The sequence below is a fragment of the Pontibacter sp. 13R65 genome, from assembly GCF_047525655.1.
In the GTDB taxonomy this organism is placed as follows: domain Bacteria; phylum Bacteroidota; class Bacteroidia; order Cytophagales; family Hymenobacteraceae; genus Pontibacter.
In genome coordinates this window covers 296,318-320,760 of sequence record NZ_JBLIQL010000003.1, presented here as the reverse complement: position 1 = coordinate 320,760, position 24,443 = coordinate 296,318, and the positions used below count along the sequence as shown (strand labels likewise).

At 48.3% G+C, this 24,443-nt stretch carries 19 protein-coding genes; 12 read left to right on the top strand and 7 right to left on the bottom strand.

The features are described from left to right. Nucleotides 1–270: 270 nt before the first annotated feature. The 7 genes from ACMA1I_RS05745 (at nucleotide 271) to ACMA1I_RS05715 (ending at nucleotide 6,512) form a co-directional block, all read left to right on the top strand. A complete protein-coding gene (locus ACMA1I_RS05745; protein ID WP_337067338.1) occupies nucleotides 271–1,398 on the top strand; it encodes a glycosyltransferase family protein in 1,128 nt (375 codons plus the stop codon). Then, entirely contained in the window at nucleotides 1,395–2,501 is a 1,107-nt protein-coding gene (locus ACMA1I_RS05740) for a glycosyltransferase family protein (protein ID WP_337067337.1), read from the top strand. The genes ACMA1I_RS05745 and ACMA1I_RS05740 overlap by 4 nt, the downstream gene beginning before the upstream one ends. A gap of 168 nt (nucleotides 2,502–2,669) precedes the next feature. Further along, nucleotides 2,670–3,746 carry a glycosyltransferase family protein gene (locus ACMA1I_RS05735; RefSeq protein ID WP_337067336.1) on the top strand — a complete coding sequence of 359 codons (1,077 nt, stop codon included), beginning with the start codon at nucleotides 2,670–2,672 and terminating at the stop codon, nucleotides 3,744–3,746. A gap of 51 nt (nucleotides 3,747–3,797) precedes the next feature. After that, nucleotides 3,798–4,172: a hypothetical protein gene (locus ACMA1I_RS05730; protein WP_337067335.1), complete on the top strand. Its 375-nt coding sequence runs from the start codon at nucleotides 3,798–3,800 to the stop codon at nucleotides 4,170–4,172. 10 nt (nucleotides 4,173–4,182) lie between these two features. Then, a complete protein-coding gene (locus ACMA1I_RS05725) occupies nucleotides 4,183–5,013 on the top strand; it encodes a TIGR04290 family methyltransferase (protein ID WP_337067334.1) in 831 nt (276 codons plus the stop codon). Between the two features lie 247 nt (nucleotides 5,014–5,260). Further along, entirely contained in the window at nucleotides 5,261–5,830 is a 570-nt protein-coding gene (locus tag ACMA1I_RS05720; protein WP_337067333.1) for an NUDIX hydrolase, read from the top strand. A gap of 226 nt (nucleotides 5,831–6,056) precedes the next feature. Next, complete coding sequence (locus tag ACMA1I_RS05715; protein ID WP_337067332.1) at nucleotides 6,057–6,512, top strand: MarR family winged helix-turn-helix transcriptional regulator; 456 nt, start codon at nucleotides 6,057–6,059, stop codon at nucleotides 6,510–6,512. Nucleotides 6,513–6,544: 32 nt separating this feature from the next. Here the strand turns inward: ACMA1I_RS05715 and ACMA1I_RS05710 are convergent, their stop codons facing one another. Beyond that, entirely contained in the window at nucleotides 6,545–7,528 is a 984-nt protein-coding gene (locus ACMA1I_RS05710) for a formylglycine-generating enzyme family protein (protein ID WP_337067331.1), read from the bottom strand. A 456-nt stretch (nucleotides 7,529–7,984) separates the two neighbouring features. Between ACMA1I_RS05710 and ACMA1I_RS05705 the strand changes: the two genes are divergently transcribed. The 3 genes from ACMA1I_RS05705 to ACMA1I_RS05695 all read left to right on the top strand — a co-directional run bounded on the left by ACMA1I_RS05705 (nucleotide 7,985) and on the right by ACMA1I_RS05695 (nucleotide 10,830). After that, nucleotides 7,985–8,800: a TerB family tellurite resistance protein gene (locus ACMA1I_RS05705; protein ID WP_337067330.1), complete on the top strand. Its 816-nt coding sequence runs from the start codon at nucleotides 7,985–7,987 to the stop codon at nucleotides 8,798–8,800. 284 nt (nucleotides 8,801–9,084) lie between these two features. Next, on the top strand, nucleotides 9,085–9,939 hold the full coding sequence (locus tag ACMA1I_RS05700) for an aminotransferase class IV (RefSeq protein WP_337067329.1): 855 nt from the start codon (nucleotides 9,085–9,087) through the stop codon (nucleotides 9,937–9,939). 126 nt (nucleotides 9,940–10,065) lie between these two features. Continuing rightward, a complete protein-coding gene (locus ACMA1I_RS05695) occupies nucleotides 10,066–10,830 on the top strand; it encodes a Mut7-C RNAse domain-containing protein (RefSeq protein WP_337067328.1) in 765 nt (254 codons plus the stop codon). A 48-nt stretch (nucleotides 10,831–10,878) separates the two neighbouring features. Here the strand turns inward: ACMA1I_RS05695 and ACMA1I_RS05690 are convergent, their stop codons facing one another. The 6 genes from ACMA1I_RS05690 to ACMA1I_RS05665 form a co-directional block, all read right to left on the bottom strand. Then, complete coding sequence (locus ACMA1I_RS05690; protein WP_337067327.1) at nucleotides 10,879–11,649, bottom strand: oxygenase MpaB family protein; 771 nt, start codon at nucleotides 11,647–11,649, stop codon at nucleotides 10,879–10,881. A 791-nt stretch (nucleotides 11,650–12,440) separates the two neighbouring features. After that, nucleotides 12,441–13,514: a pectate lyase gene (gene pelA / locus ACMA1I_RS05685; protein ID WP_337067326.1), complete on the bottom strand. Its 1,074-nt coding sequence runs from the start codon at nucleotides 13,512–13,514 to the stop codon at nucleotides 12,441–12,443. 182 nt (nucleotides 13,515–13,696) lie between these two features. Next, complete coding sequence (locus ACMA1I_RS05680; RefSeq protein WP_337067325.1) at nucleotides 13,697–15,010, bottom strand: NCS2 family permease; 1,314 nt, start codon at nucleotides 15,008–15,010, stop codon at nucleotides 13,697–13,699. Between the two features lie 186 nt (nucleotides 15,011–15,196). Next, a complete protein-coding gene (locus ACMA1I_RS05675; protein ID WP_337067324.1) occupies nucleotides 15,197–15,682 on the bottom strand; it encodes an ankyrin repeat domain-containing protein in 486 nt (161 codons plus the stop codon). Between the two features lie 358 nt (nucleotides 15,683–16,040). Continuing rightward, the gene (locus ACMA1I_RS05670; RefSeq protein WP_337067323.1) at nucleotides 16,041–19,925 is read right to left on the bottom strand and encodes a hypothetical protein; all 3,885 of its coding nucleotides are present in this window, start codon (nucleotides 19,923–19,925) and stop codon (nucleotides 16,041–16,043) included. A 189-nt stretch (nucleotides 19,926–20,114) separates the two neighbouring features. Further along, nucleotides 20,115–22,046, bottom strand: a complete 1,932-nt coding sequence (locus ACMA1I_RS05665; RefSeq protein ID WP_414703872.1) for a M13 family metallopeptidase — start codon at nucleotides 22,044–22,046, stop codon at nucleotides 20,115–20,117. Between the two features lie 611 nt (nucleotides 22,047–22,657). On the opposite strand from ACMA1I_RS05665, the gene ACMA1I_RS05660 reads away from it, so the two are divergent. Then, entirely contained in the window at nucleotides 22,658–22,885 is a 228-nt protein-coding gene (locus ACMA1I_RS05660) for a hypothetical protein (RefSeq protein ID WP_337067321.1), read from the top strand. A gap of 384 nt (nucleotides 22,886–23,269) precedes the next feature. Beyond that, the gene (locus ACMA1I_RS05655; RefSeq protein ID WP_337067320.1) at nucleotides 23,270–24,424 is read left to right on the top strand and encodes an acyl-CoA dehydrogenase family protein; all 1,155 of its coding nucleotides are present in this window, start codon (nucleotides 23,270–23,272) and stop codon (nucleotides 24,422–24,424) included. Nucleotides 24,425–24,443: the final 19 nt, after the last annotated feature.

Sequence of the window (24,443 nt, the reverse complement as noted above, 5' to 3'; positions counted from 1 at the left end):
CTTTTTGTATCAAGACAAAAAGAACAAGAAAGCAGGCAATGCAACAGCTTCACTTCAAAGTCACAGCAGGAGCAGATGCTATGCGAACTTAGACTAAAAAGCTATAGTAATAGCTGTTGCATCTCGCCCACAAAATCCTTTTAAGATGACAATAAGGCGGTGGTGAAACTGCTAAAAAATGACTTCTAGCTACCGAATAAAATTAGAACACTCAGTAAAATTCTAGCACCAATAGAATCTATAATAAAAAAGAATCGAACAAACACTTACATGAACATCATCTTATTCTACCACTCTATTCTCTCCGACTGGAACCACGGCAACGCACACTTTCTACGAGGTGTGGTGCGGGAGTTACAGGAGCGAGGGCACCAGGTGCAGGTATATGAGCCGCAAAATGGCTGGAGCCTGCAAAATCTTATAGAAGGCTATGGCGAGCAGAAGCTGGAAGAACTGCAGGAGTATTACCCTGGCATTAGCACCAACTTCTACACCCTGGATACACTAAATCTGGATGAGGTGCTGCACGAGGCCGACCTGGTGCTGGTGCATGAGTGGAGTGAGCATGAATTGGTGAAGCGGGTAGGAGAGCATCGGGTAAAGAGTAACTATAAACTCCTCTTCCACGACACGCATCACCGGGCTGTAACAGAGCGTGAAAGCATGGCAAAATACGACCTCACGCATTACGATGGGGTACTGGCGTTTGGCCAGGTTATCCGCGACCTGTACCTCCAGCAAGGCTGGACCTCCCGCGCCTGGACCTGGCACGAAGCTGCCGATACCAGCGTTTTTTATCCGCACGAAAAAACGGAACCCGAAGGAGACCTGGTATGGGTCGGCAATTGGGGCGACGAAGAACGTACGGCAGAACTTCACGAGTTTCTGATTAACCCGGTAAAAGAGCTGGGGCTAAAGGCTAAAATTTATGGAGTCCGTTATCCGGAACATGCTCAAAAAGCCCTGGCAGATGCAGGTATTACCTACGGTGGCTGGCTGCCGAACTATAAGGCTGCAGAAGAGTTTGCCAAATATAAAGTAACAGTGCACGTGCCCCGCCGGCCATACGTGGAGGCCTTGCCGGGCATTCCGACCATACGCCCGTTTGAGGCCATGGCCTGTGGCATTCCGCTTATTTCTTCGCCGTGGAGCGATGCCGAAAACTTGTTTACCCCGGGCACTGATTTTCTGGTGGCGCGAACCGGCGAAGAAATGAAACAGCATCTGCAAACAATTTTGCACCAGCCTGAAAAAGCCGCAGAACTTGCCAGCCACGGCTTGCAAACTATTCAGCAGCGCCATACCTGTGCCCATCGTGTAAACGAATTAGAACAGGTATGCCTGGAACTGGGCATTGCGCCAGCCAAAGTTTCTCCTACTCAAACAGCCACAGCATGAAAACTAAGAAATTAAACATAGCCTTCTTCGGCTCCAGCCTGGTATCTGCTTACTGGAACGGGGCAGCAACTTATTACCGAGGTATTGTGCGGGCGCTGCACGGACTTGGGCATAGCGTTACCTTTTACGAGCCCGATGCCTACGACCGCCAAAAGAACCGCGACATGCCAGATCCGGACTGGGCAAAAGTAGTGGTGTACGAAGCCACACCGGAAGCTGCTCATCAGTGCCTGGAAAAGGCCGCCCAGGCCGACATCATCGTAAAAGCGAGTGGCGTAGGCGTGTTCGATGAGCTGTTGGAGCGGGAAGTACTGCGCTTCCAAAACGATGACACGTTGGTTGTTTTCTGGGATGTAGATGCGCCGGCTACCTTAGATCGGGTGCATCAGAACCCGGAAGATCAGTTTCTGCAGCTTATCCCGAACTACGACATGGTGCTGACCTACGGCGGCGGTCAGCCTGTAATAGAAGCTTATGAGGCCCTGGGAGCTAAAAAGTGCGTGCCCATTTACAATGCCTTAGATACTTCTACACATTACCCGGTGGCTCCTGAAGCTCGCTTTGCCTGCGACCTCGCCTTTCTGGGCAATCGCCTGCCCGACCGCGAAGCCCGGGTAGAAGAATTTTTCCTGAACCCGGCGGCAGCTACCCCAGCTAAAACGTTTATGCTGGGCGGCAGCGGCTGGAGCGACAAGCCCATGAGCGCCAACATCAACTACATTGGCCATGTGTACACCAACGACCACAATGCCTTTAACTGCACCCCCAAAGCAGTGCTTAATATAAGCCGCGAGAGCATGGCCCGCTATGGCTTTTCGCCTGCCACTCGGGTGTTCGAAGCAGCCGGAGCGGGTGCCTGCATTATTACCGATTTCTGGGAAGGCATCGACTTCTTCTTTGAGCCGGATCAGGAGATATTGGTAGCTAAAAGTGGAGCAGAGGTAGCAGCTATTATAGCAGATCTGTCTGAGGAAAAGGCAAAGGCAATTGGTAAGGCTGCCTACAATAAAGTACTGTCGGCGCACACCTATAACCACCGCGCAGCGCAGCTGGAGCAACTGCTATATACCAAGATCAAAGCAGAAAAAGAGGCTCTGGCTTAGTGCTGCTATAAATAAAATATGATCATGGCACGAGCGAATACGCGCACAAACACTCGCAGGTCTGTAAGACGCTGCGAGTTCTTAGGAGCAACCGCAGCAATAGAAGCAACTGAATGGCTGAAATAGCCAGTTGCATTGTAACAATTTAACAATCCAGCAATTAACTAAATGAACATCGTCATACTTGGTTTATCTATTACTTCTAGTTGGGGAAATGGCCATGCCACTACCTTTCGTGGGCTGGTGCGGGAGCTAAACAATAGTGGGCACCAGATCCTGTTCCTGGAGCGCGATGTGCCCTGGTACGCCAACAGCCGAGACCTGCCGAACCCGGAGTACTGCCAGACAGCGTTGTATGCATCTTTAGAAGACCTGAAGCAACGGTTCACGGAGCAGGTGCGCGAAGCGGAAGTAGTGATAGTAGGCTCTTATGTGCCGGAGGGTGTGCAGGTAGGAGAGTGGGTTGTGCAAACAGCGCAAGGCATTAAAGCGTTTTACGACATCGATACGCCGGTAACGCTGGCCAAACTGGAGCGACAGGATTTCGAATATTTGCACCCGCGCCTTATTCCGCAGTACGACCTGTACCTGTCGTTTACCGGAGGCCCAACACTCGATCTGCTGGAGCGGCACTATGGTTCGCCAATGGCAAGGGCACTGTACTGCTCTTTCGATCCAACACTATATTACCCCGAGCAGCAACAAATGCAATGGGATCTAGGCTATCTCGGTACTTACTCCGACGATCGGCAACCGCCCCTCGAGAAGCTGATGCTGAAGGCAGCCCGTGAGTGGCCTGAAGGAAAGTTTGTAGTAGCCGGGCCACAGTACCCGGAGTCGGTGCAGTGGCCGGCTAACACCCAGCACATCCACCACTTACCACCGGCAGAGCACCGGCAGTTTTACAACAGCCAGCGCTTTACCCAAAACATTACACGAGCCGACATGATCAAGGCAGGCTATTCGCCGAGCGTACGCCTGTTCGAAGCAGCTGCCTGTGGCACTCCTATTATCTCTGATTACTGGGATGGGCTGGATTCTTTATTCACCTTTGATGAAGAGATTCTAGTAGCTTATACCGCCGCAGACACGTTAAAGTACCTGAAAGAGCTGCCAGAGCAGGAGCGAATAGCCATGGGGGAAAAGGCTCGGCAAAAGGTGCTAACGCAACATACGGCGGCTCATCGTGCCCGGGAGCTGGAAAGCTATGTACGCGAGCTGATGTCGCTGCCGGTTAAAGAGTAATCGTAAGCTGGTGGAGCAGCCATTACTGACAGGTACTTTAATCGAAATCATATGAAAATGACGGCCGTCCTTTTTTCAAGAGGAATATTTTTTCTGATAGCGATATTACTTTCTTCTTGTGTAGCCTTGCAAGGGGCCTTGTCCGGTGAAGTTTCCATCCATTACATAGGAGAATCTTATGAGGCAACAACAACAGTAGAAACATTTTATGCTGTGCAGGATGTAGTAGGGCACTATAAAGTAATAGGCCACATGACCAACGACTTAATACTGCCTTATGAAGTAGATGATATAAAGGAGAAGATGCAGGAAAAGGCAAAGCAGGTAGGTGCTGATGCGATTATTTTTACAGATCTGGCATCTGCCCACGTAAAAGACGAACTAGACAAAGTAATAGTAAAAGCCATTGCAATTAAATACTTATAACACAAACCGGATGGATATACAGCAGGAGATAGAACAACTCGGACCCTGGTTTCATAACATACACTTGCCTGGCGGAGAGCAGACAGCACCCTCGCATTTTCTGGGAGATTTTCCGGCCTTTAAATGGCAGCAACTGGAGCAGCTGATTCCGGCTGATCTTTCGGGTTGTAATGTGCTGGATATTGGCTGCAATGCGGGGTTTTACTCCATAGAACTGGCAAAACGCGGCGCACACGTGCTCGGTATAGATGTGGACCCGCACTACCTTAAGCAGGCGGCCTGGGTGGCAAAGCAGTTTGGCCTCGAAGACAGGGTGGAACTGCGGCAGATGCAGGTATATGATGTGGCGCGTCTCGACCGGGAGTTCGACCTGATTTGGTACATGGGCGTGCTCTACCATTTGCGCTACCCGCTGCTCTCTCTGGACATACTGGCGCAGAAGGCCCGGAACCTGCTGGTATTCCAGACGCTTACCATGCCAGGCGATGAAGCAGGCGAGGTGCCGGAAGATTTCGGAATAAACGACCGGCAGCGGATGTTGGAGCCGTCGTGGCCTAAAATGGCATTTATAGAAAAGAAAATGGCAGGTGACTTAACCAATTGGTGGGCCCCAAACCATGCCGCCATCGAAGCTATGTTGCGTACGTGCGGCTTTAAAGTAGTACAGCGGCCGGGGCACGAGTTGTATGTGTGCGAAGTAGACCCGCAACTGCGCCAGTACCAGCAATGGAACCAGTCGGAATACTTGTCGGCGGTGGGCCTGGCCTGGCAGGAGGCCGTGAAGGAGAAAGTCGGTACCAAGAACAACTACATGGTATCCGGAGCCAGGGAACAGCATTAGATAAGCATTGCAGGACCTGCTGGCGCACCTCATCTGAGCCATAAAAGCTATAAGCTAGAATTATATTGATACTGTTTATCTTTGAAGCCACTCCTGATGCACCTGTCGGAGTGGCTTTAACTTTATTATGTTTGCCATCTGCCCAGCGCCCCGTAACCATTGCAACGGAGAAATAGGATGCTCGTGCATCGGGACAAGAGCTGGCGTAGAAACTTATTTTATTTTTTTACCTACTATTTACACTACAATGTCCGCTAAAATAGAAGCCTGGAAAACCCTGAAATCTGAAATGGTTTTTGAACACAAGTGGTACAAATTGCGCCGCGACCACGTAGAGCTGCCGAATGGGTTGGAACTCGACGATTATTTTGTAAGTGTTCGGCCTAATGTGGTGGTGACTTTTCCGCTTACAGCCGATAATCAGGTCATATTTGTTCGGCAGTACAAGCATGCGGCCGGTGAGATTTTGATTGAGTTGCCTGCCGGTGTCATAGATGAAGGAGAGACTTTGCCCATGGAGGCTGCCAAACGGGAGCTTCTGGAAGAAACAGGTTATGCTTCTGATAATGCCGAGCTCTTACTGGAGGTTATTGATAACCCTACTAAAGACACAAACAAAATGTACTACTTCTTGCTACGCGATGTGGAAAAGGTGGCAGATCAGAACCTCGATGTTTCAGAAAACATAGAAGTACTCACTATTCCGCTGGAGGAAGTGGAGGCTAAGATTATGGCCGGCGAAATTAAAGTCTCCGGCACAGTGGCCTTGTGTATGCTGGCCCTCCGAAAGCTGGAAGCCGAAAAGCAAATTATTTAAATGGGAATGCCCTTCCGGAGGTATTTTTACTTCATTTAAGCCAAGGCCCGGATAGCTATTTGTCGTACAGCTGGTTTTTAGTTATGCTAACAAGTAGTTGTTCAACAAACACAGTTTAAAACCGTACAGATTTCTGCAGGGAGCTGGGCTGCAATTCGCAAAGGGCAGCCCGGCTCCCTGCACGATCTTAAACTAATTCTCTTATTTCCTGGACTTAAACACCGATATGAGGCTTGAAGAAGAAATAGGAATGACACAGTTCAGGAGTCCTTTTCAGAAGGCTTACCTGAATATACTTTTTACAGGCAACTGGCTGGAGGCGCAAGTAGAGAGCCTCATAAAGCCCTTTGGCATTTCGCCGGAGCAATACAATGTGCTGCGTATTTTGCGTGGGCAACAGGGCAAACCAATAAACCTGTACAAGGTGCAGGAGCGGATGCTAAGCCGCATGTCTAACGCCACTCGGCTGGTAGAGAAGCTCCGCCTGAAAGGGCTTGTAACCCGGGAAATATGCGAGCATAACCGCCGGAAAGTAGAAATAGCCATCACGCAAAAAGGACTTGACCTCCTCAACAAACTCGATCCGCTGGTAGAAGAACAGGAGAGGGCACTATTTGAGCGATTAGAGGCAGCCGATGTGGAGTCGCTGAGCGAAGTGCTTGATAAGGTACGGGGCAACTAAAACAGTACACTGGCCGCCTTTGCCGTAGCTGACTACCAATCGCGCTTTTCAGGGCTGGCCAGTAGTTTGGCTGTTCCTTCGCTCACGGGCTCCAGTGTTACTTCACATACCGACCTGAAACCTAGCCAGATTTTAGGCTCCTCATATTTCTGCGACTTCTTTATCTGCGCAAACTCCATTAGGTGCGCCCAACTGCCACCTTTGGCTACTCCCTTTTCAGCTATCATTTCGGCTACATTGCCCACTGTATCGTATATCCGGAATTTGTTGGGTCGGTTTACAGAAACAGGTTTGTGATTATCAAAGAAAACTGGAGTGTGGTGTGGCTGAAAATAACCAAATCGGAAACCGTTGCCAAATGAACTGATGCAGTTAAAATCTGGAACCGGATGATAGCGCAAATAGTACTTTAGCTCCTTCCGCAGCTCAGGCCGTTCGTACCCCATGCTATCTATAATCTGGTGGTTTGGGTTAACGGAGGTGAAAAACGATTTCACTTTAATACCATAAGGATACGTTTCAGGATCGAGGCCACCGGCAGCTGCCTGTTCCCACTCTGCTTCGCTGGGTAGCCGCCACCTGAAAACAACCTTATAACGCTTTTTGGCACCTTTCTGTGTAAGCAACTTATTGTTGTACTTGTTATAGTTTTGCGTAGAAATTAGGGAACGCCATTTATTAAATGCCACCGCCTGCTCATAACTAATGCCTACCACCGGATAAAACCTGAAACGGAGATAGCGCAGGTATGTCTTCTTTAAATTACCGCTTTTGTCTACACTATCCCAAAGGCTGGTATCTGGCAGCGCCTGCAAGTAAGCCTCTCTGGAAGAGTCGCGTTTAAGGGCATGCAGGTACTCGCTCCAATGCATATTCGTTATTTCAGCCCTGTCGATAAACAAATTGTTTTCCAGGTAAACACTGCCCGGTGGGGTAGGCAAAGCTGTGTTGGGCATGTCGGGTGAGGCAGCGGCAGGAAAGAGCAGAAAAAGCGTGTATAAAACTAGCCGTATCATAATTAAGCATCCGATTACAAGCCAAAGCATCTCCGTTGAGCCGGGAAAACAGGTATCTAAGATAAAAAAAATATAATACTTTTTAGTGCACAGTAGCCATAAAACTAGCAGAACCAACAAAAAGCAAAGCTGGCGGATAATTTCTTCGGCCAAATACATGCTGGCATACAGCTTATGTGAAGTGGAACTGAGGAAATGCTGCTATAGAATTAATTAAGTAGTTATCAGGTTCTTCTGGATCGGGTTAGGTTTCTGTACTGGTGCCACCGCAGCAAATAGATTCTTCAGTTTTAGGATTGTGCCGAAGTAAATTATTCAAATGAAAACGGACCTCCGGAGCCTAAATTGGCACCTAAGCCCCTAGGGTAGCGTTGACCCCGTTCAGACTTTTGCTTCTGCAGATTAACCTGCTGTTACTTAGGAACGTTAGAAGTAGCAGCAATTAAATATAACAAAATGGAACAGGGTCAAACTACTTTACTTAAAGACTATTCTCAGGAAGAGAAAGCTGCTTATTTCGGTGCTTTGGCAACCATGGCATCTGCAGATGGCACAACTACCGAAGAGGAGCTGGAGTTTTTGCAAATGATGGGCGAAGCAGCCGAATTGCCACCCAATGTACAGCAGGAAGTGGTGCAGATCGCGAAGAATCCTACTATCATAGACCTGAAACAATGCTTGGATGTGCTGAAGAAAAGCCAGTTAAAGTTCTCTTTTATCACCGATATCATAAGCTTTGCCAAATCCGACGGCCTGTACTCGGCCGACGAGCAGAAGCGGATAGAACAAATGGCTACGTACCTCGACATAAATCAGAAGCAGTTCAGTGTACTCGACCAGTTCGTGAACAAGGCCGATGAGGCAAAGGAGCGGGGAGAAGATCCTACCTCTTCCTCGTTTCTTAACAAAAGTGGCTTTGGCGAAATGTTTAAGAATGCCGGTATTTCACCCGGAATGGTGCAAGGCATGTTAGGCATACTGGCACCTATGGTTATTGCTGGCATGATGAGTGGTGGCCGCAGGCGAGGCGGTATGATGGGCGGTGGATTGTTGGGCAGTGGATTGTTGGGCAGCCTGCTTGGTGGCGGTATGATGGGTGGTGGCATGATGGGAAGCGGCAGGCGAACCGGAGGCGGACTCGGCTCTATTCTGTCGGTGCTGGGTGGCTTAAATGGCCGCCGTGGCTATGGCAGCATGGGCGGCGGCGGTTTGGGTAGTCTGCTCGGTAATATATTGGGTGGCGGACGAAGAGGCGGCGGTACAGGGTGGTAATTTCCGGTTTTATCAAGGCAGATTCTCCTGCTTCTGCCAAAGCCGGTTTTTTATCAAGAAAGGCCACCAATTGCTAGCACATAACTAAATTATTCTAATAAAAAGGGCCTCCTGGAGGCTCTTTTGCTGTGCTAATGCCTTGGGGTTCAACAGGTGGCAAGCAGCCAGATCTGCCTGTAAGTTGATATGCTATCATATCTGGCTTTTTCTAATTATTTTTCACCTTATCTGAGCCTGTTACGGTAAAGCGGTAACAGGCTCTTCTCACCAAATCATACAAAGTAATGGCAGCAGAAAGAAAGGTGTATGCCTTTATTCATCATGAATTTGTTCCCTTAGCCGAGGCATACCTGCACATCAGCGACCTGGCCATTCAGCGCGGCTACGGGATTTTCGATTATTTTTGGATACAGCACGGGCAGCCGCTCTTTCTGGAAGATTACCTGAATCGCTTTTACCAGTCAGCTGATCTGATGCAGTTGCCGGTGCCCCTGGAGCGGGAAGCTCTTCGCGAGAAAGTGCTGGAACTGATCCGGCTCAACAACTTTCCGCTTTCTGGCATGAAACTGCTTCTTACCGGTGGTTATTCCGAAGGCGGTTACGAACCGGGCACCCCAAACCTGGTACTAATAGAGCAGGCAGTAGAATACCCGGAGCAGGAGAACGTAGAAAAAGGAATCAAAATAATTACACATCAGTACCAGCGCGAACTGCCGGCCGCTAAAACCATAAACTACAATATGGGCATTAGGCTCATCGGCCAGATAAGGGAAAAAGGGGCGCAAGATGTACTCTACCATCAGCATGGAATTATAACGGAGTTTCCGCGCAGTAACTTTTTTATAGTGAAGCAGGACAACACCATTGCAACACCTGCGCATGAGGTACTTAAGGGAGTAACCCGTAAGAACGTGCTGGAACTGGCATCAGCCACCTATGCCACAGAAGAAGGCGATATTACGTTGGATGACGTGCTACAGGCAAAGGAGGCTTTTCAGACCAGCACTACCAAACGAATCGTTCCTATTGTGCAGGTTAACGATACTCTTATCGGCACCGGCAGACCAGGGCCTGTTACACTTGCTTTGCTGGAGCAGCTGGAGGCCTTGGAGCAGCAGTACCTTGCGCAGTATAAGTAGCTAGCTGCTGCACCAGGCAACAGCGTTGAATTTTTGCGAAGATTTCCGGTAAGGATAATGAGGCTTTTCCAACATTTTAAAGTTTAAGAGCGGTTCGCTTCTGAAGAAAGATAGCTTAGGGAGAATATGGAAAAAGCAGCCAGTTTTTATTTTTACGGTTCTCTCAACGACTTTTTGCCTGCTAGCTATAAAAGCAAACTGGTGCCATATACTTTTACAGGAGCACCAGCGGTAAAAGATGCTATCGAGGCCCTTGGCGTTCCGCATCCGGAGGTGCAGGGGATACTCGTAAATGATTACCCGGTGGATTTTAAATACCAGCTGCAGCAGGCCGATTGGGTAGAGGTGTATCCGGCAAGTGCGGGAGCGACATGGCCAGCGCACTACTCCATTCAGGCCCCTTTACCAACAACTCCAACATTTATTCTGGATGTGCACTTGGGTAAGCTAGCTAAAAGTTTAAGGTTGCTGGGCTTCGACACACTCTATCAAAACGACTTTACCGATAGCACCATTGCACAACTGGCCAGTGAGCAGCATCGGGTTGTACTTACCCGCGATATTGGCTTGCTTAAACACAAAAGCATTCAGTGGGGGTATTGGCTGCGGTCGCAGCACCTGGAGGAGCAGTTAACAGAGGTATTATCGTATTTTAGGTTAGCATCAAAATTCAGCACTTTCAGCCGTTGCCTTGTCTGTAACAGCCTCATTTTACCCGTTCCGAAGGCAGCGGTGCTGGCACAACTTCCAGCCAAAACAAAGCTCTATTTCGATGAATTTTACCAGTGCCCTACCTGCCAGCGTGTGTACTGGAAAGGTTCCCATTACGAGCGCATGCAGGAGTTTGTACAGCGGCTAAAGGCAGGTGAAGCCGGTTCTGTCGGAGACTAAAAGGAAGCGGTTAAAAGGCTTTCCATTCAACCTTTAAACGTCTGGAGCCTAGCTTTGAACTGGTTGGCGATCGAGGTTGCGTATCTGGTTTTTGTAGGCACCAGGCAATAGAACAGATTTTAGCAGCCAGTCTAACTGAAATTTTCGGATGAGTTTATAAGCTGCTAAAACAGGTGCCAGAACCGGTAGCGAACCAAAACCCAGCAGCTGTTTTACTTGGCGCGGTACCACCAGTTTCTGGCCCTCCAGTAGGAGCCGGTAGCGAACAAAACCCAGGTGCTTGCGGTACTGACGGTACAAATCTGTGGTGTAATGGCTCTTCTGCAGGTCTTGTTGCAGGTGCTCCTTCCGCATTACCTGCCAATGCGCAAAAGTGACTGGTAACTCTTTCAGGCCCATTCGGTGGCCTACCCTGTTGAAAACTTCAAATACTTCTGTTTTCTCTTCTAGGCTTAACTTCCGTTGCAGCACCTCATAGGCCCGGATGGAATAATCGATCAGCATAAAGAGCACATCCCGGTAAGCCCAATCGGGGATGTGCTGGCCTCGTTTTGCCTCTACACTGGCATGTATCTTGGCCATTTGATCGATGGTGGCCAGGGCAGCAGCTTCTTCAGAAAACACAATCTGCCGTGCATAGGTGACCGTAGAGAAAAGCCTGCCAAGTGGGTCGGCTGGCAACCTGCCAGTAAAATAAAGCCAGTCTACTGCCTTATTTAAGGCAAATTCAGCAGCGGAACCGGCAAAAATAAACAAAATAGTGTCTCCGTTTCCCCAAATCTGGCGAACAATAGAGTCTTCGCGGACAAAATAGCTCATGGTTGTATAACAAAAACAGCCGCTATATTGTCCCTCAACCATTCAAAATTTGGGTAAGGAAGTAAAACAGAACAAGAGGTGCAGCCTATTTCCCAAAAGTGAGGCACTTGGTTCTGGAAGGCTGTTTTCATTAGCGGAATTGAGGCGGCTTCACCTAATTCAAAATTAGAAATAAAAATTATAAATAGCTTACCAGAGGAACTCTTTGTTGCTCAAGCCTAAGGAGTTAAGGTCTAAAAAAACCTCTGGAAGGCCAATTTTATTACAAGAATTTAGATTGGGCAATAACCAATCCAAAGAAATATATTGCGGCAGGAGGCCAAAAGTAGAAGACCTCTGCCAGGTGCACTTATTGAGGCTCCACTGTTTGAGCGTTCAGCGAATTTGGAGCATCTTGATTTTTTTGGTTCTTTTTGTATCAAGACAAAAAGAACAAGGAGGTAAGCAATGAAACAGCTTCAACCTACTGTCACAGCAAGAAAAGCCACTATGCGAACTTAGACTAAAAAGCTAATAACGACTGCTAACGAATATCGCCCAAGCTAGAAAGTTAAACCGTTGGCATGAAAGTACGAGCTACAAGCTCGCACTAGCGAGGAATTTAAACTAAAAAGCTAATAGCAATTGCTGTAGCCTCTCGCCCACAAGATCTTTTCAAGATGACAAAAGTGAGAGGTGCCCCTCGCACACAAGATCATTGCAGGACGATAAAAGGGAGGTGAATGTAGAGTTTAGAATTTATGGACAAAAACACGACTTGTATTATTATTAGCTGCTTTTGAGCATCATTTTTATATCTTTCCCCACTTCTGTAGCCATATCGAGTATTCTTTGGCAAATGCTTCTGCTGGCCAGGTGCCGTACCAGGCATAGCCGATCCGCCGCTCATTTTCTATTTCGGCCAGACTGTTTTTCTTAATGCCATCGCGCCCGGCAAAGAATGGTTTATTAGTGTCAAGGTCGTAAAAGCGGGCCCAGATCTCAGCGTCTTTTTCGGCAACGAATACTACATCGCGGCCAGAGGCCTCTGCGGGCGCATCAATCCGTTTTCGGGTGTAGTCCTTTATTTTTACCTCATCGAACCAGGCTTTTGCTCCTGTTATGGCAGCTTTAATTTCGGGAGAAGGGTTCTCCACACCCATCAGGAACCGCACAATTTCAACGCTTTCTGATAAGGCGATTCCAGGAAGTTCATAAGAACGGGCAGTGGCAGGTTTAAGGGTTTTATGATCGTATTGGGCAGCCCATGCGGTTAACTTTCCGTTTCGTTTCTGCTGCGTTTTCAGGATACAGGCAATACCACGTTCTTCTGCCTTTTTGGCTCGCTCGCTGTACTCAGAAAAGGCGGCCATTGCGCCGGTGCCACGGTTTACCTCGCGCAGCACCTTGAGCACATTTGTCATGGCATGGTCGTTAAAGGTTACCTGCTGCCGGTAGTGGCTGGTATCGGGGTAAAACTGAGGCCAGCCACCGTTGGAGTACTGAGCCTGGAGCAGGTACTCTATGCCTTTTTTAGCAGCAGCCAGGTAGCGGTTGTTATTCGTTTCTTTATAGGCTTTGGCAAGATGCCAGATTTCTTTGGTAGTGGCTCCATTGTCTATGGTGGCATCTTTGGCAGTAAAACCAGCCTTTACAGCCTTTTTTTGTGCGGAGGTGAGCTCAACAGTATATTTCACCGCTTTATTATGAACAGCCTTAGGCCAGCCACCCGATTCGCGCTGGTAGAGCAGCATGTTTTCGGCTTCAGCATCTGTTTTAGTAGTGGCCTGCAGGTAGTGGAAGGCAGTAGCGCTACTGGTGCTAACAGTCGGTAGTTGCAGGCCGGCCCATAACAGCAGAAGCAAAAAGTTTCTGTTAAGTTTCATTAGCAAAGGTTAAATTTAAATGAAATCATAATATAGCTTGAATGTAGCGCTGTGGCAACTTGAGCGGATCTTTTTTATATTTAAATATTAACAAACATTAGTATTCTGATTCGGCTGCTCCAAAAGCTCCAATTATATGCTGAAAGTAACCAGACTAATAAGTTTGAGAAAGTATCAGCAGCTTACACTATAAGTGCGAGAATGCAGAAAATATCGATTAGCAACAGAGCCAGTGTTAATTCCGACTTCTTGCCGTTGGCCAGCTTTAGGGCAGTATAGCTCAGGAAACCCCAGATAATGCCCTGTGTAATAGAATAAGTAAACGGAATAAGTACCATGGCCATAAAGGCAGGAATAGCCTCATCGAGTTGCAGCCAGTTTACCTTTACCACGGGCCTGACCATAAATACCCCCACCAGCACCAGCGCAGGTGCAGTGGCAATGGCTGGCACTACAGATAGGAGCGGGGCAAGGAACAGGAAAGGCAGGAACAGAACGGCTCCCACTATGGCCGTGAGTCCGGTTCGCCCGCCTTCCTCAATGCCTACAGCCGACTCTATGTAGGCAGTGCCGGGGCTGGAGCCAACAAGGCCAGCTAATGTAGTGGCAACGGCATCGGTAAGGAGAGAGCGTTTTACATGCTTCGGCTCTCCCTGCTCATCTAGCAGGTTGGCTGCTTCTGCTAAACCTACAAATGTTGAGATACTATCGAACATGTCGGTAAACAGAAAGGCAAAAATTACCGGCACAATGGCCCACTGTAGCGAGTTTACAAAATCTAATTGCAACAGGAGGCTAAAGTCCGGTGCGGCAAAAAAGCCCTGCCAGTTCACGATGGTTTGTACGCCTTCTGCTGTTTGGCCTCCCCACCACCTGCCGATGGGGTAAGCGGCCAAGGTGGTAAACAAAATGCCAAATAAGATGCCTCCCTTCACGTGGCGCGTAAGTAGCACCGCCGTTACCAGCAGCCCCGCCAGAAAAGTAAGCAAAGTAGGCGTAAGTGTTCCGAAACCCAGAATGGTGGTAGGATTGGCTACAATAAAATCGGCATTGGCAAAGCCGATGAGGGTGATATACAGGCCAATCCCTGCCGCAATGGCGTAGCGCAGCGGGCGGGGAATAGCCTTCAGGATCAGCATCCGGACGTTGAACAGCGAGAGCAGCAGAAATACCACGCCTGACCAGAATACAGCGCCTAGTGCAACAGGCCAGGGTATGCCCATGCCCAGCACTGCAGAATAAGTGAAAAATGCGTTCAAGCCCATTCCTGGCGCCACTATAATGGGGTTACGTGCATAAAGCCCCATCATAAGGCTACTAAAAAAGGCCACCATAACCGTTGCCGTTAGTACCCCGGAAAAGGGCATGCCAGCCTGGCTCAGGATAGTGGGGTTTACAACAATGATATAAGAGGTGGCCAGAAATGAGGAAATGCCGGCAATAATTTCGGTTTGGAGAGAGGTCCCGTTTTTCTTCAGTTCAAAAGTCGAAAGCATTTCATAACAGGTTAGAGCTTGCAGAAAGCTAATATAATGGAATATTCTGAAGGAGTCCGAACCGAAAAATAGCCGGGAAAAACTCAATAACAGAACCTGGCAGGTCTGTTGAGCTACGGAGGAGTTTAAGAAAAGCAGGAAACCGCACTACAGTCATTGGAGCAGCTCCCGTGTAACCTGTAAGACTTACTGTAGTAGCTCCAGCGCCTCGGTATTGCCCTGCTGCATGGCCAGGTCTAAAGCGGTGAGGCCTCTTACATCCTGTATAGTAGTATCGGCGCCATAAGACAGCACGAGCTTAACGAGTTCGTTTCTGCCAAAAAGTGTCGCGAACATAAGGGCTGTGCCGCCGTTGCCATTCTGCAGATTTAAGTCGGCCCCATGTTCTATCAGCATTTTGGCAATTTCGGGGTATCCTTTAAAACAAACACCCATTAAAGCAGTGTTGCCGCTCAGGTCCTGCACATTGGGGTCGGCGTTGGCCTCGAGAAGCAGCTTGGTGGCTTCGGGGTGGCCATCGTAGCTGGTTAAGATCAGCGGTGTAAAGCCTTTTGCGTTCTGCACATTTATGTTTACTCCTTCTTCGATCTGCTGCTTCAAATAAGCTACATCTCCTTTGCGGGCAGCATCAAAAAGTAAGTCTTCGGGTTTGGTAGAGGAAAAGGTGTTCATAAGGCTAATGTTTTTGAAACAATTGGTTTTTAGCTGAGCATACGGAACAAAGGCATTAAAGGCTATGAAAACAGCAAGGACCCTAGGAGCTGTAAGGATTTTGGTGGCTCCGGAAGGCTGTTTTTATTAGCAGAATTTGCTTGTTGCTTGTTAGTTGCCGATTGTTAAATGACTCAATTGTTAAATGGATGGTTCTTGTAAGACCTCGCAGCGTGCGCAGCTCCTGCAAGTGTCGGGGAGAAGCTGAAAAATCTAAGATTTAAAGTCTAGCATCAAAATCTAAAAAATGCCTCCGGAAGGCAAATTTCATTAGAATAATTTCACTTGCAGGTAAATAACTCCTTCCTGCTATACCGTTTTATTCGCTGATAAAAATGTTTACTACTTTTTCGACAAGTGGTGGCATGAGGCTGGAGGTAATGCCATCGATCATGGCTTTGCTCATGTGGTTAAAAACAGATTTCTGATAGTTCCGCGATACCTCTATAGTACCAGGGCGCAGTTCCCGTCGGCCAGCAGGGTTATTTGATTTTAAGACCAGGTTGTTGATAAGCCAACTGCCGGCATTTAATAAGAAGCCTGTTTTCTCTTTGTCTTCCTTGTTGAGCAGCTTTATTTTCAGATCTTCATACAAGAAGTCGAGGTGGCCTACTGCCTCATGTTCTGTAGAGGTTACTGAAAAGATAGCCTGCTTTATTTTACCCTCTTTTGCTCTTACAGCCATTAAATTCTCCAGCAAGGGGTTTATAGCACCAAACTTCATTGGCTCCAAAGTGCCTTGGTAAGTATACATGTCTTCCGGATGGTTGAGGTAAAACTCGAACAGCACCTTGAGTTTGCTCTCGTCCATGAACTGGGTGGAGCCGTGCACAATTGCTTTGTCATTTTTTTCTATAAGCGAGGCATCGTTGGTAATGTGGAAGCCCTCTAGCCGCATGTCGTTTAGGATTAGTTGGCCGGGGTTGATTCCATTGGGGGCTATTTCGGCGTAACTAAGTTTGCTGCGCTCCACCAAAACTGTATCTACTGCCAGGTACAAATCGAGGCCACGCAACATTTTCTGTAAGGTAAAGGGCTTGCGGTTAGGGTCCTGCGGCAGGCGGTTATCGCGGTACAAAGTTGCTTCCAGATCCTGAACCAGAACCTTCTCCACCACAATATCCTGATAGTTATAAAGGGCATTTAAGTTTATGCCGTGCAGGCTAATGGCAGGCACCGTTATGTCGAAACGATCATCCGCGTAATCGAGTTTTTTAGTAAATTCATCCAATTCGTATAGCGGCACTAGGCGCACACTGTCTATGTACACAGCCTGCTCGTTCAGGTTTGTTCTCACCTCTTTTACTTGTAGTTGGTATAGGCTGTCGGGCAGGTAAATGGCGTAGTCGCGGATCAGCAGGCCCATATCGTCTACATAAAACATGTCCAGCGGGTCGCTGGCCTGCAGGTCTACCAGCCGAAACTGCTCTAGTGCCAGCGACACATGTTTTATGGTCTGGCTTCGAAGCAGGGTGTCCTGGAGCATGTTGAGCCGGAAAGTGCCATCCGTGATGTTGATGTTTTTTACCCGGAAAGATTCTACCATGTCGTTGAGGCGGTCGGTATTTTCTGCTTCCTGATCAGTGGCAGGCACGTTCTGATCCTGCAGGATACCTACTTCCGGCTGCGTCAGTTTAATTTCACCCATGGTAAACTTGCCTGTTTCGTAAGCGCGTACCAGGTCCAGACCAGTTATTTTAAAGTGTTCTGCCGAAAGATCAAATAAATTCCGGCTTGCCTCCTCCTTGTGTTCTTTTTTCAGGCGTTTATGCACCTCTTTATCAGAAACCAGATCGATGGAGCTTGCCAGCAGTTCCTGCTCCCGGCTGGAGTATTGCAGTTTGCCAAGCTGTAAGGTATAGAGGCTGTCGGGGGAGCGGTAGCTGTAGTCGCTGGCGGTGAGTGTAAGCTCTTCTACCGGCAGGCTTTCGTCTAGGTTGTTCAGTTTGTCGGCCGTCAGGTGAAATCCCGAAACAGTAGCAGAGGCATGCACCAGGCGCTGTGTCCGTACCACATTGTTTCGCCTGTCGTGGTAGGTAAAGTTACCATCGTCTAAGCGCATAACTTTTATGGAAATGGTATTGAGCAGGCCAAAAAGCTGTCCGGAAATTTCCTGCTGATCTGGTAAATCCGGCGACTCAGGTACTTCATTGTCCTGCAAAATGGCCACTTCTGGTTGGCTTAGTATGAGCTCGTTGAGGTGCAGTTGCCTGCTGTTGAAGGCCCGTACTACATCGAGCCCAGTTATCTTTAGCTGGGTAGCGGAAACATCGAAAAGGCGGCGCAGTGCTTTGGCAGAGGGTTTTAGCTGGTTGTTGAAGGTGGTATCGGCATGTACTTCCAGCGTTTGGGCAGTGAGTTCCTGCCTGCGGGTAGAGTAGCTGAAGGTGCCCAAGGTGATCTGGTGCGGGTTGCCGGGCAGGTGAAAGGTATAGTCCCTGGCTGAAACTACCAAATCGTTTATAGGAAGTGCTTTTGTGGGGTTATAAACAAAAACTGAGTCGATAGTGATTCCTGTCGCCACTACTGCCGCATGCTGTAGCTTTTGCGAATTCCACAGCTTACCGTCTTTGGTCTGGTGGCTAAAGGTGGCATCTTGTATGCTCAGTTCCTTTAGCTTCAACTCCTGCACATACCTTGATACCTGCTGATACGTTTCGCGAAGCGCTTTTTCGAAATCCTGCGCCTCCACTTGCGGATCATTTATCAAGCCGATAGCCGGTTTTTCTAGCCTGATGCTACCGATGGCAAGTGTACCTGTCTGGTAAGCCTGAATCAAATCTAAGCTTTTAACCTGCAATTGCGGTAAGGACAGGTTGTAGAGCGTGGGGCTTGCTTTACCAGCTTTCTTCAGCCTGTCGTTTTTGCGCAAATCGGCTGCTATTTCTATGTTAGCCGCCTTTAAGGTTTTGTTGCGGGTATCCAGTTCCAGTTTTTCCGCTTGCACCAGGTAAGGGCTCTCCGGATATTGAAAGCAGTAATTTTGCGCGGCAAAATGCAGCGCTTCAACAAAAAAGTTTTCTTTAGGCGAGAAAAGGGTGCTGGAGTCCACTTGTACGCCTTGTATAGCTACTGTTATACCATTTAGCTGTTGCACCGTTTGCACCACTTCCAACTGCTGCCGAAGTGCCAGCTGTGCATTTAAAATATGTAGCTCCTGTAGTAACAACAAGCTGAGGTATGGCGATATTTGTTTATAAAGTTCGGCCAGGTCGGGGGTATCAGGCGAAGCTGGTAGAGTTGGGTTCTGCAAAATGGCCAGATCTGCTCTCTCCAGGTGCAATTGCTCCACCCGCAGTTGTTTGCTCTGGTAAGCCTCTAGCACATTTAAGCCACTGATGCGCAATTCGGGAACATAAAGATCAAATACGGTGGGGCTGGCTTTGCTTGGATGCAGGGCCAGGTTTGCCTGGTTATTAGACCTGATTTGAGTGTGGCGAAGCAGAAACTCGCCTTTGGCCGATGAATAATCTAAACCACCCATGCTGACGCTGTACACACTGTCAGGAGACTGGTAAGTATAATCCTTAATTTGCAAGCGGATATCCGCTGCATCAAACATCTCGGAATGGTCTGGCTGGGCGCGCAGGTTGAGCCGCAGGTCCTTCATCTGAAACACGATCTGCTGTACCAGGTGCTCTGCCTGCTCGGGGCTTGCCAGCTGTACCTGCCGATAGGTTGCACCAGGTATATGGATTTTGCCTATTCTAACGGCTTCTATAAATTCTGGGGCCTGAGTAACCTCTTCTTCTGATGTTTCGCCTGCAATGCTGCCATCGTAAAAGCCTGTAATCTGAGGCTTATCCAGGAGCACCTCACCAATGCGCAGCTGTTTCCGCAGCAGCACATTCAGGAGCCTTATGCCTTTAATTTCCAGTAATGGTGCCTGTACCTCCAGCAGCATGTTACTGGCCTGACCCCGCTCTTTTTGCTGTTGGTGAACCGTTGTATCAGGTAAAACGTGCAGGTTATAGAGGGTAAAGGAGCCATTGAGCAGGTTAAGTTGCAGTTTCTCAAAATCCAGATTGTACAAGCCTTCCGTATTTTCTGTGACTTGCTTTTTTACAAAGCGTTCCACATACGGCTCCAGCAGTGTAAGCAGTAGCAGCGATACTATAAGTAATAAACTAAGTAAGCTGCCGAAAAGTATTCCTGCGATTTTCAGCAACCTTAAGCCCAGACTGGTGCTTGCTGGTTTTGACATAGGGTTAGTTCGGGTGTATTTTTTGACTATATGTATAGCCGGGTGTTGGACCTATGTACGGGTGTTTAGAAGCTTCTGGCGAAATCAGGCCGAAAAAGAACAGGCTAAAGCAAAAAAAAGCTGCTCAACCAGTTTGGCTGAGCAGCTTTTTTTTAAAAGGTATTGTGGCTTATGTGCGCGCAAATTACATTACCAGATTCTGATTCGGTCTTCCGGTTTCTTGTAAAGCTTATCTCCTGGTTTTACATTGAAGGCTTTGTACCAGGCATCCATGTTAACCGGAGCACCAATGGTTCTGTATTCGCCTGGAGAGTGCGTATCTGTCAGGATCATTTGTGCAGCTGTTTCAGGCAGGATATTGCCTCTCCACACCTGGGCCCACGATAGGAAGAAGCGCTGGTCAGGGGTAAAGCCGTCGATCTTTTTCTTAGACTTTCCTTGTTTGGTCATTTTAAAGGCTTCGTACGCCGAAGCCAGGCCGCCAAGGTCGCCAATGTTCTCACCTAAAGTCAGTTTACCGTTTACGTGAATCGTATCGAGCACGGTATAGGCATCGTATTGCTCTTGCAGCGCTTTAGCTTTTTCCTGAAACTTGGTGCGGTCTTCGGCAGTCCACCAGTTGCGGAGGTTACCGTCTTTGTCGTATTGGCTACCAGAGTCGTCGAAACCGTGCGATATTTCATGCCCGATCACAGCACCAATACCGCCATAGTTTACAGCATCATCTGCATTCGGGTCGAAGAATGGCAACTGCAGGATACCTGCCGGGAACACAATCTCGTTCATAACCGGGCTGTAGTAGGCGTTTACTGTTGGAGGAGTCATACCCCATTTGGTTCTGTCTACTGGTTTGCCAAGCTGGCTGATCATGTCGTTGTAGCCCCACTGGCCGGCATTGCGCACATTCTGGAAGAAAGTGTCACGGTTAATTGCCAGGCCATCGTAGGTTTTCCATTTGGTTGGGTATCCTACTTTAGGAGTAAAGGCATGCAGTTTGGCCAGTGCTTTCTCTTTGGTTTCGGCACTCATCCAATCCAGGTTTTTGATGCGGATCTCATAGGCCTTAATCAGGTTGTCGATCATCTCATCCATTCTGGCCTTGGCTTCTGGTTTAAAGTGCTTCTGCACATACAGCTGGCCCAGCAGTTCACCAATCGTGCCGTCGGTAAGCGACGACATGCGTTGCCAACGTGGTGTCTGCACCTTCTGACCGGTTAGCACCTGCGCGAAAGCAAAATTAGCATTAACAAAGTCGGAGCTGAGGTAAGGAGCCGACGATTTAAGCACGTTCCATTGCAGGTACGTCTTCCAGTCGGCAAGTGGCGTGCTGGTTAACTGGCTGTCTAGTGTCTTAAAAAAGGCAGGGTTGTTTACCAGAATAGTGTCTTGCCCGGCTACTTTCATTTTTGGCATGAGCTGGCTCCAGTTCATGTTTGGAGTTTGCTTGCTCAGGTCGGCAACAGAAAATTTGTTGTACGTTTTGTACGGGTCGCGCATCTCTACACGCGCCATTTGTGCTTCTGCAAGCTTCTGCTCAATACCGAAAACGATATCCGCATTCTTTTGAGCAGTAGCCTCTGGTACTCCTGTTAAGGTGAAAAGCGTAGTGATGTAATTTTTATAAGCTTCCTGAATTTTAAGAGAGCGGGCATCCTTCTTCAGGTAGTAATCGCGGTCTGGCAGGGTAGTGCCGCCCTGGCTGAGTTGAGGTACCATGTTCTCCACATTTTTGCGATCCTGGCCTACATAGAAGCCGAACATAGGAGCGCCTGCACCGGATGTACGTAGGTAGGCTGCCTCATTTAGTACCCCGTTTAGGTCTGTAATGGCATTAATGCGATCCAGGTCAGTTTTCATAGGCGTAAAACCCAACTTTTCGATGGCGGCACTGTCCATGCTGGCGGCGTAGAAGTCGCCAACACGCTTCTCGATAGAGCCTGCCGGAGCGTTGGTGTTGGCTGCAGATTCTGCCAGAATTGTTTTAACAGCGTTGATGTTAAAATCGCGGAGCAGGTTAAAGCTTCCCCAACGGGTTTCTTTGGCCGGAACCGGGTTGTTCTTAATCCAGGTGCCGCTCGCGTAAGTGTAAAAATCATCTCCTGGCTTCACGCTCAGGTCCATGTTTGCTTTATCAATAAAAGCGGTTTTCTTGTTGTTTTTTGCCCCAGACTGGGCAGATGCTTCCAGAGAGCAGATGGCGGCGGCTCCCAGCAGGAAAAGCGTGACGTTTTTCTTCACGTTCGTTTTGCCTGCTTTTGCAAATTGTAAATGCATAGATGTAGGTAAGGTTTGGTCTTTAAAAAGGTAAACTCCTGTTCACTCTTATTTCAAAATAGGCAGTGTTAATAGCTTAAAATTAATACTTAAGTTCAAAAATGAGCTGTTTTTTAATCTATAACTGATTATAAGTATCCCGAAGCAATCATATCCTTCTTGGATTCAATGAATTAACTTTTTCGTGGTGCCTTTAACTTATTAGTTTACAAAAAAAAGAAGTTTTAAAGTTCCCGAACAGGCCTTTGTTGATGTTGTGACACTGGTTGGTAAAGATAAAAAACTTCTGATAAAAACTGCGCTCTATCAAATTTCTTAAACGCAGAAGCAACTCTTTTAACTGCTTCCTTCTGCGGTGCACCTGCTAAAACAAAACCATAAATTACAAGCACCGTTCCAGTTAAGGGGGCAGAAACAGTAGGTATAGGCTCTGCGTACCAAATATAAAACGAAAGACTATGAAATCAGAAAAAGACAAGCCAGCCTCTGAGGTTGAAGAAGAAGGAAAAAAAGTTAGCGGCGAGCCAAGTCCTGGCAAAGAAGAAGCCTCCGGCGATGCAACTAAGGCGGCAGAAGAAAGCTCAGATTACCCGGGCACAGAAAAAGCAGACCTCGATGAGGTAAATAAAAAAGGAAGAATGACCGGCTACAACGAACTTCCGGAGCAGGAAAATGTTGGTAAATAACTCCGGAAGTTGTTTGAAAAGAGAAAAGGCTGACACATAAAATCAGTCTTTTTTCTTCTCTGCTGCTAGTTTACGTGCTTTTAGCAGGAGCAGCCAGAGCGGGAGCAATAAGGTTCGAGTTGACTTTACCTGTACAATGTTGGTTGCTCCTAATTATTCTAATCAAAATGTCCTTACGGAGGAATTTTGACATTAAAGCGTCAAGGCAATGCAGCACTAGAATACAAATAAGTTTCCTACATTTGGGGAGTACCCTCCCTGCCGCTCCTAACTATAGTGTTAGGTAAAGCAGCACCTGAACCCGATTCTACTAAAAAGACGGAGGAGCACCAGGCAAACCGCTCAAAAAGTGAATATTACAAGGTGCCTCCGTGCCAGAGCTACATGAATGTAAACAATATTTTAGACACCGTCCGGCAGATTGCCGGCAGTACCGTACAAGCCGAAGCAGCGGCAATAGATGCTCAGGCAAAGTGGCCGGAAGAAAGCCTTAGGGCTTTGCAGAGAGCTGGCTTAGGAGGTTTAGTGGTGCCGGAAGCCTGTGGAGGTCATGGCCAGGGCTTGTACAGCCTTGCCCGCTCTTGTGAAATATTAGGCGAAGTGTCTGCCTCCGCTGCCCTATGTTTCGGAATGCATTGTGTGGGAGCGGCCGTAATTAGTGCTAAAGCCACACAACAGCAAAAAACAGATTTTCTGAAGCCCATAGCCGCAGGAGAGCACCTCACTACGCTGGCCTTAAGCGAGCCTGGTACCGGGGCTCATTTTTATTATCCGCAAACCCAGCTTTTAGCGCTTTCCGAGGATGAGTTTCTGGTGAATGGCGCAAAAACCTTTGTTACTAACGGTTCCAAAGCAGACTCTTATGTAGTCTCTACGGTAGGCGTGGAGCCAGATGCTGCCCTGCATGAGTTCTCGTGTGTTATACTGGAGAAGGAGATGCAGGGGCTGGAGTGGGGCCCAGAGTGGCATGGCCTTGGCATGCGGGGCAATTCTTCCAGAAGCCTTACCCTGGATCAGGTAACCATGCCGGCCCGTAATCTTTTAGGCGAACGGGGCGATCAGCTTTGGTACATTTTTCAGGTGGTGGCGCCCTATTTTCTTACCGCCATGTCGGGTACATACCTGGGTATTGCCCAAGCTGCATTTAACGAAGTGCAACGGCACCTTATAGAAAGAAGCTACCGGCACAGTGGCACCTCGCTTAGCGAAGTACCGGTGCTGCAGCACCGCCTGGGGCAGCTCTGGGCCAAAATCGAAAGAACGCGGCAACTTATATATTACGCTACGCAACTTGGCGACCAGGGCGACGAACAAGCTGTTTTACCTATCTTATCGGCAAAGGCGGAAGTGGCACACTGCTGCGTAGATGTCGTAAACGAAGCTATGACCATGGCAGGAGGTATTGCTTACCGAGAAAATTCCAGGCTGGAGGTACTGCTGCGCGATGCTCGTGCAGCGCATGTTATGGCGCCCACCACCGATCTGCTTTATACCTGGCTTGGCCGTGCCTTGCTTAATCAGCCCATTTTAGATTCCTGAGTTCCCGGAACTCATCTTC

Bases quoted from the DNA above. Each gene is read 5' to 3' on its own strand.
- ACMA1I_RS05745 (WP_337067338.1), top strand. From the start codon at position 271: ATGAACATCATCTTATTCTACCACTCTATTCTCTCCGACTGGAACCAC.
- ACMA1I_RS05740 (WP_337067337.1), top strand. From the start codon at position 1,395: ATGAAAACTAAGAAATTAAACATAGCCTTCTTCGGCTCCAGCCTGGTA.
- ACMA1I_RS05735 (WP_337067336.1), top strand. From the start codon at position 2,670: ATGAACATCGTCATACTTGGTTTATCTATTACTTCTAGTTGGGGAAAT.
- ACMA1I_RS05730 (WP_337067335.1), top strand. From the start codon at position 3,798: ATGAAAATGACGGCCGTCCTTTTTTCAAGAGGAATATTTTTTCTGATA.
- ACMA1I_RS05725 (WP_337067334.1), top strand. From the start codon at position 4,183: ATGGATATACAGCAGGAGATAGAACAACTCGGACCCTGGTTTCATAAC.
- ACMA1I_RS05720 (WP_337067333.1), top strand. From the start codon at position 5,261: ATGTCCGCTAAAATAGAAGCCTGGAAAACCCTGAAATCTGAAATGGTT.
- ACMA1I_RS05715 (WP_337067332.1), top strand. From the start codon at position 6,057: ATGAGGCTTGAAGAAGAAATAGGAATGACACAGTTCAGGAGTCCTTTT.
- ACMA1I_RS05710 (WP_337067331.1), bottom strand. From the start codon at position 7,528: ATGATACGGCTAGTTTTATACACGCTTTTTCTGCTCTTTCCTGCCGCT.
- ACMA1I_RS05705 (WP_337067330.1), top strand. From the start codon at position 7,985: ATGGAACAGGGTCAAACTACTTTACTTAAAGACTATTCTCAGGAAGAG.
- ACMA1I_RS05700 (WP_337067329.1), top strand. From the start codon at position 9,085: ATGGCAGCAGAAAGAAAGGTGTATGCCTTTATTCATCATGAATTTGTT.
- ACMA1I_RS05695 (WP_337067328.1), top strand. From the start codon at position 10,066: ATGGAAAAAGCAGCCAGTTTTTATTTTTACGGTTCTCTCAACGACTTT.
- ACMA1I_RS05690 (WP_337067327.1), bottom strand. From the start codon at position 11,649: ATGAGCTATTTTGTCCGCGAAGACTCTATTGTTCGCCAGATTTGGGGA.
- pelA (WP_337067326.1), bottom strand. From the start codon at position 13,514: ATGAAACTTAACAGAAACTTTTTGCTTCTGCTGTTATGGGCCGGCCTG.
- ACMA1I_RS05680 (WP_337067325.1), bottom strand. From the start codon at position 15,010: ATGCTTTCGACTTTTGAACTGAAGAAAAACGGGACCTCTCTCCAAACC.
- ACMA1I_RS05675 (WP_337067324.1), bottom strand. From the start codon at position 15,682: ATGAACACCTTTTCCTCTACCAAACCCGAAGACTTACTTTTTGATGCT.
- ACMA1I_RS05670 (WP_337067323.1), bottom strand. From the start codon at position 19,925: ATGTCAAAACCAGCAAGCACCAGTCTGGGCTTAAGGTTGCTGAAAATC.
- ACMA1I_RS05665 (WP_414703872.1), bottom strand. From the start codon at position 22,046: ATGGACCTGAGCGTGAAGCCAGGAGATGATTTTTACACTTACGCGAGC.
- ACMA1I_RS05660 (WP_337067321.1), top strand. From the start codon at position 22,658: ATGAAATCAGAAAAAGACAAGCCAGCCTCTGAGGTTGAAGAAGAAGGA.
- ACMA1I_RS05655 (WP_337067320.1), top strand. From the start codon at position 23,270: ATGAATGTAAACAATATTTTAGACACCGTCCGGCAGATTGCCGGCAGT.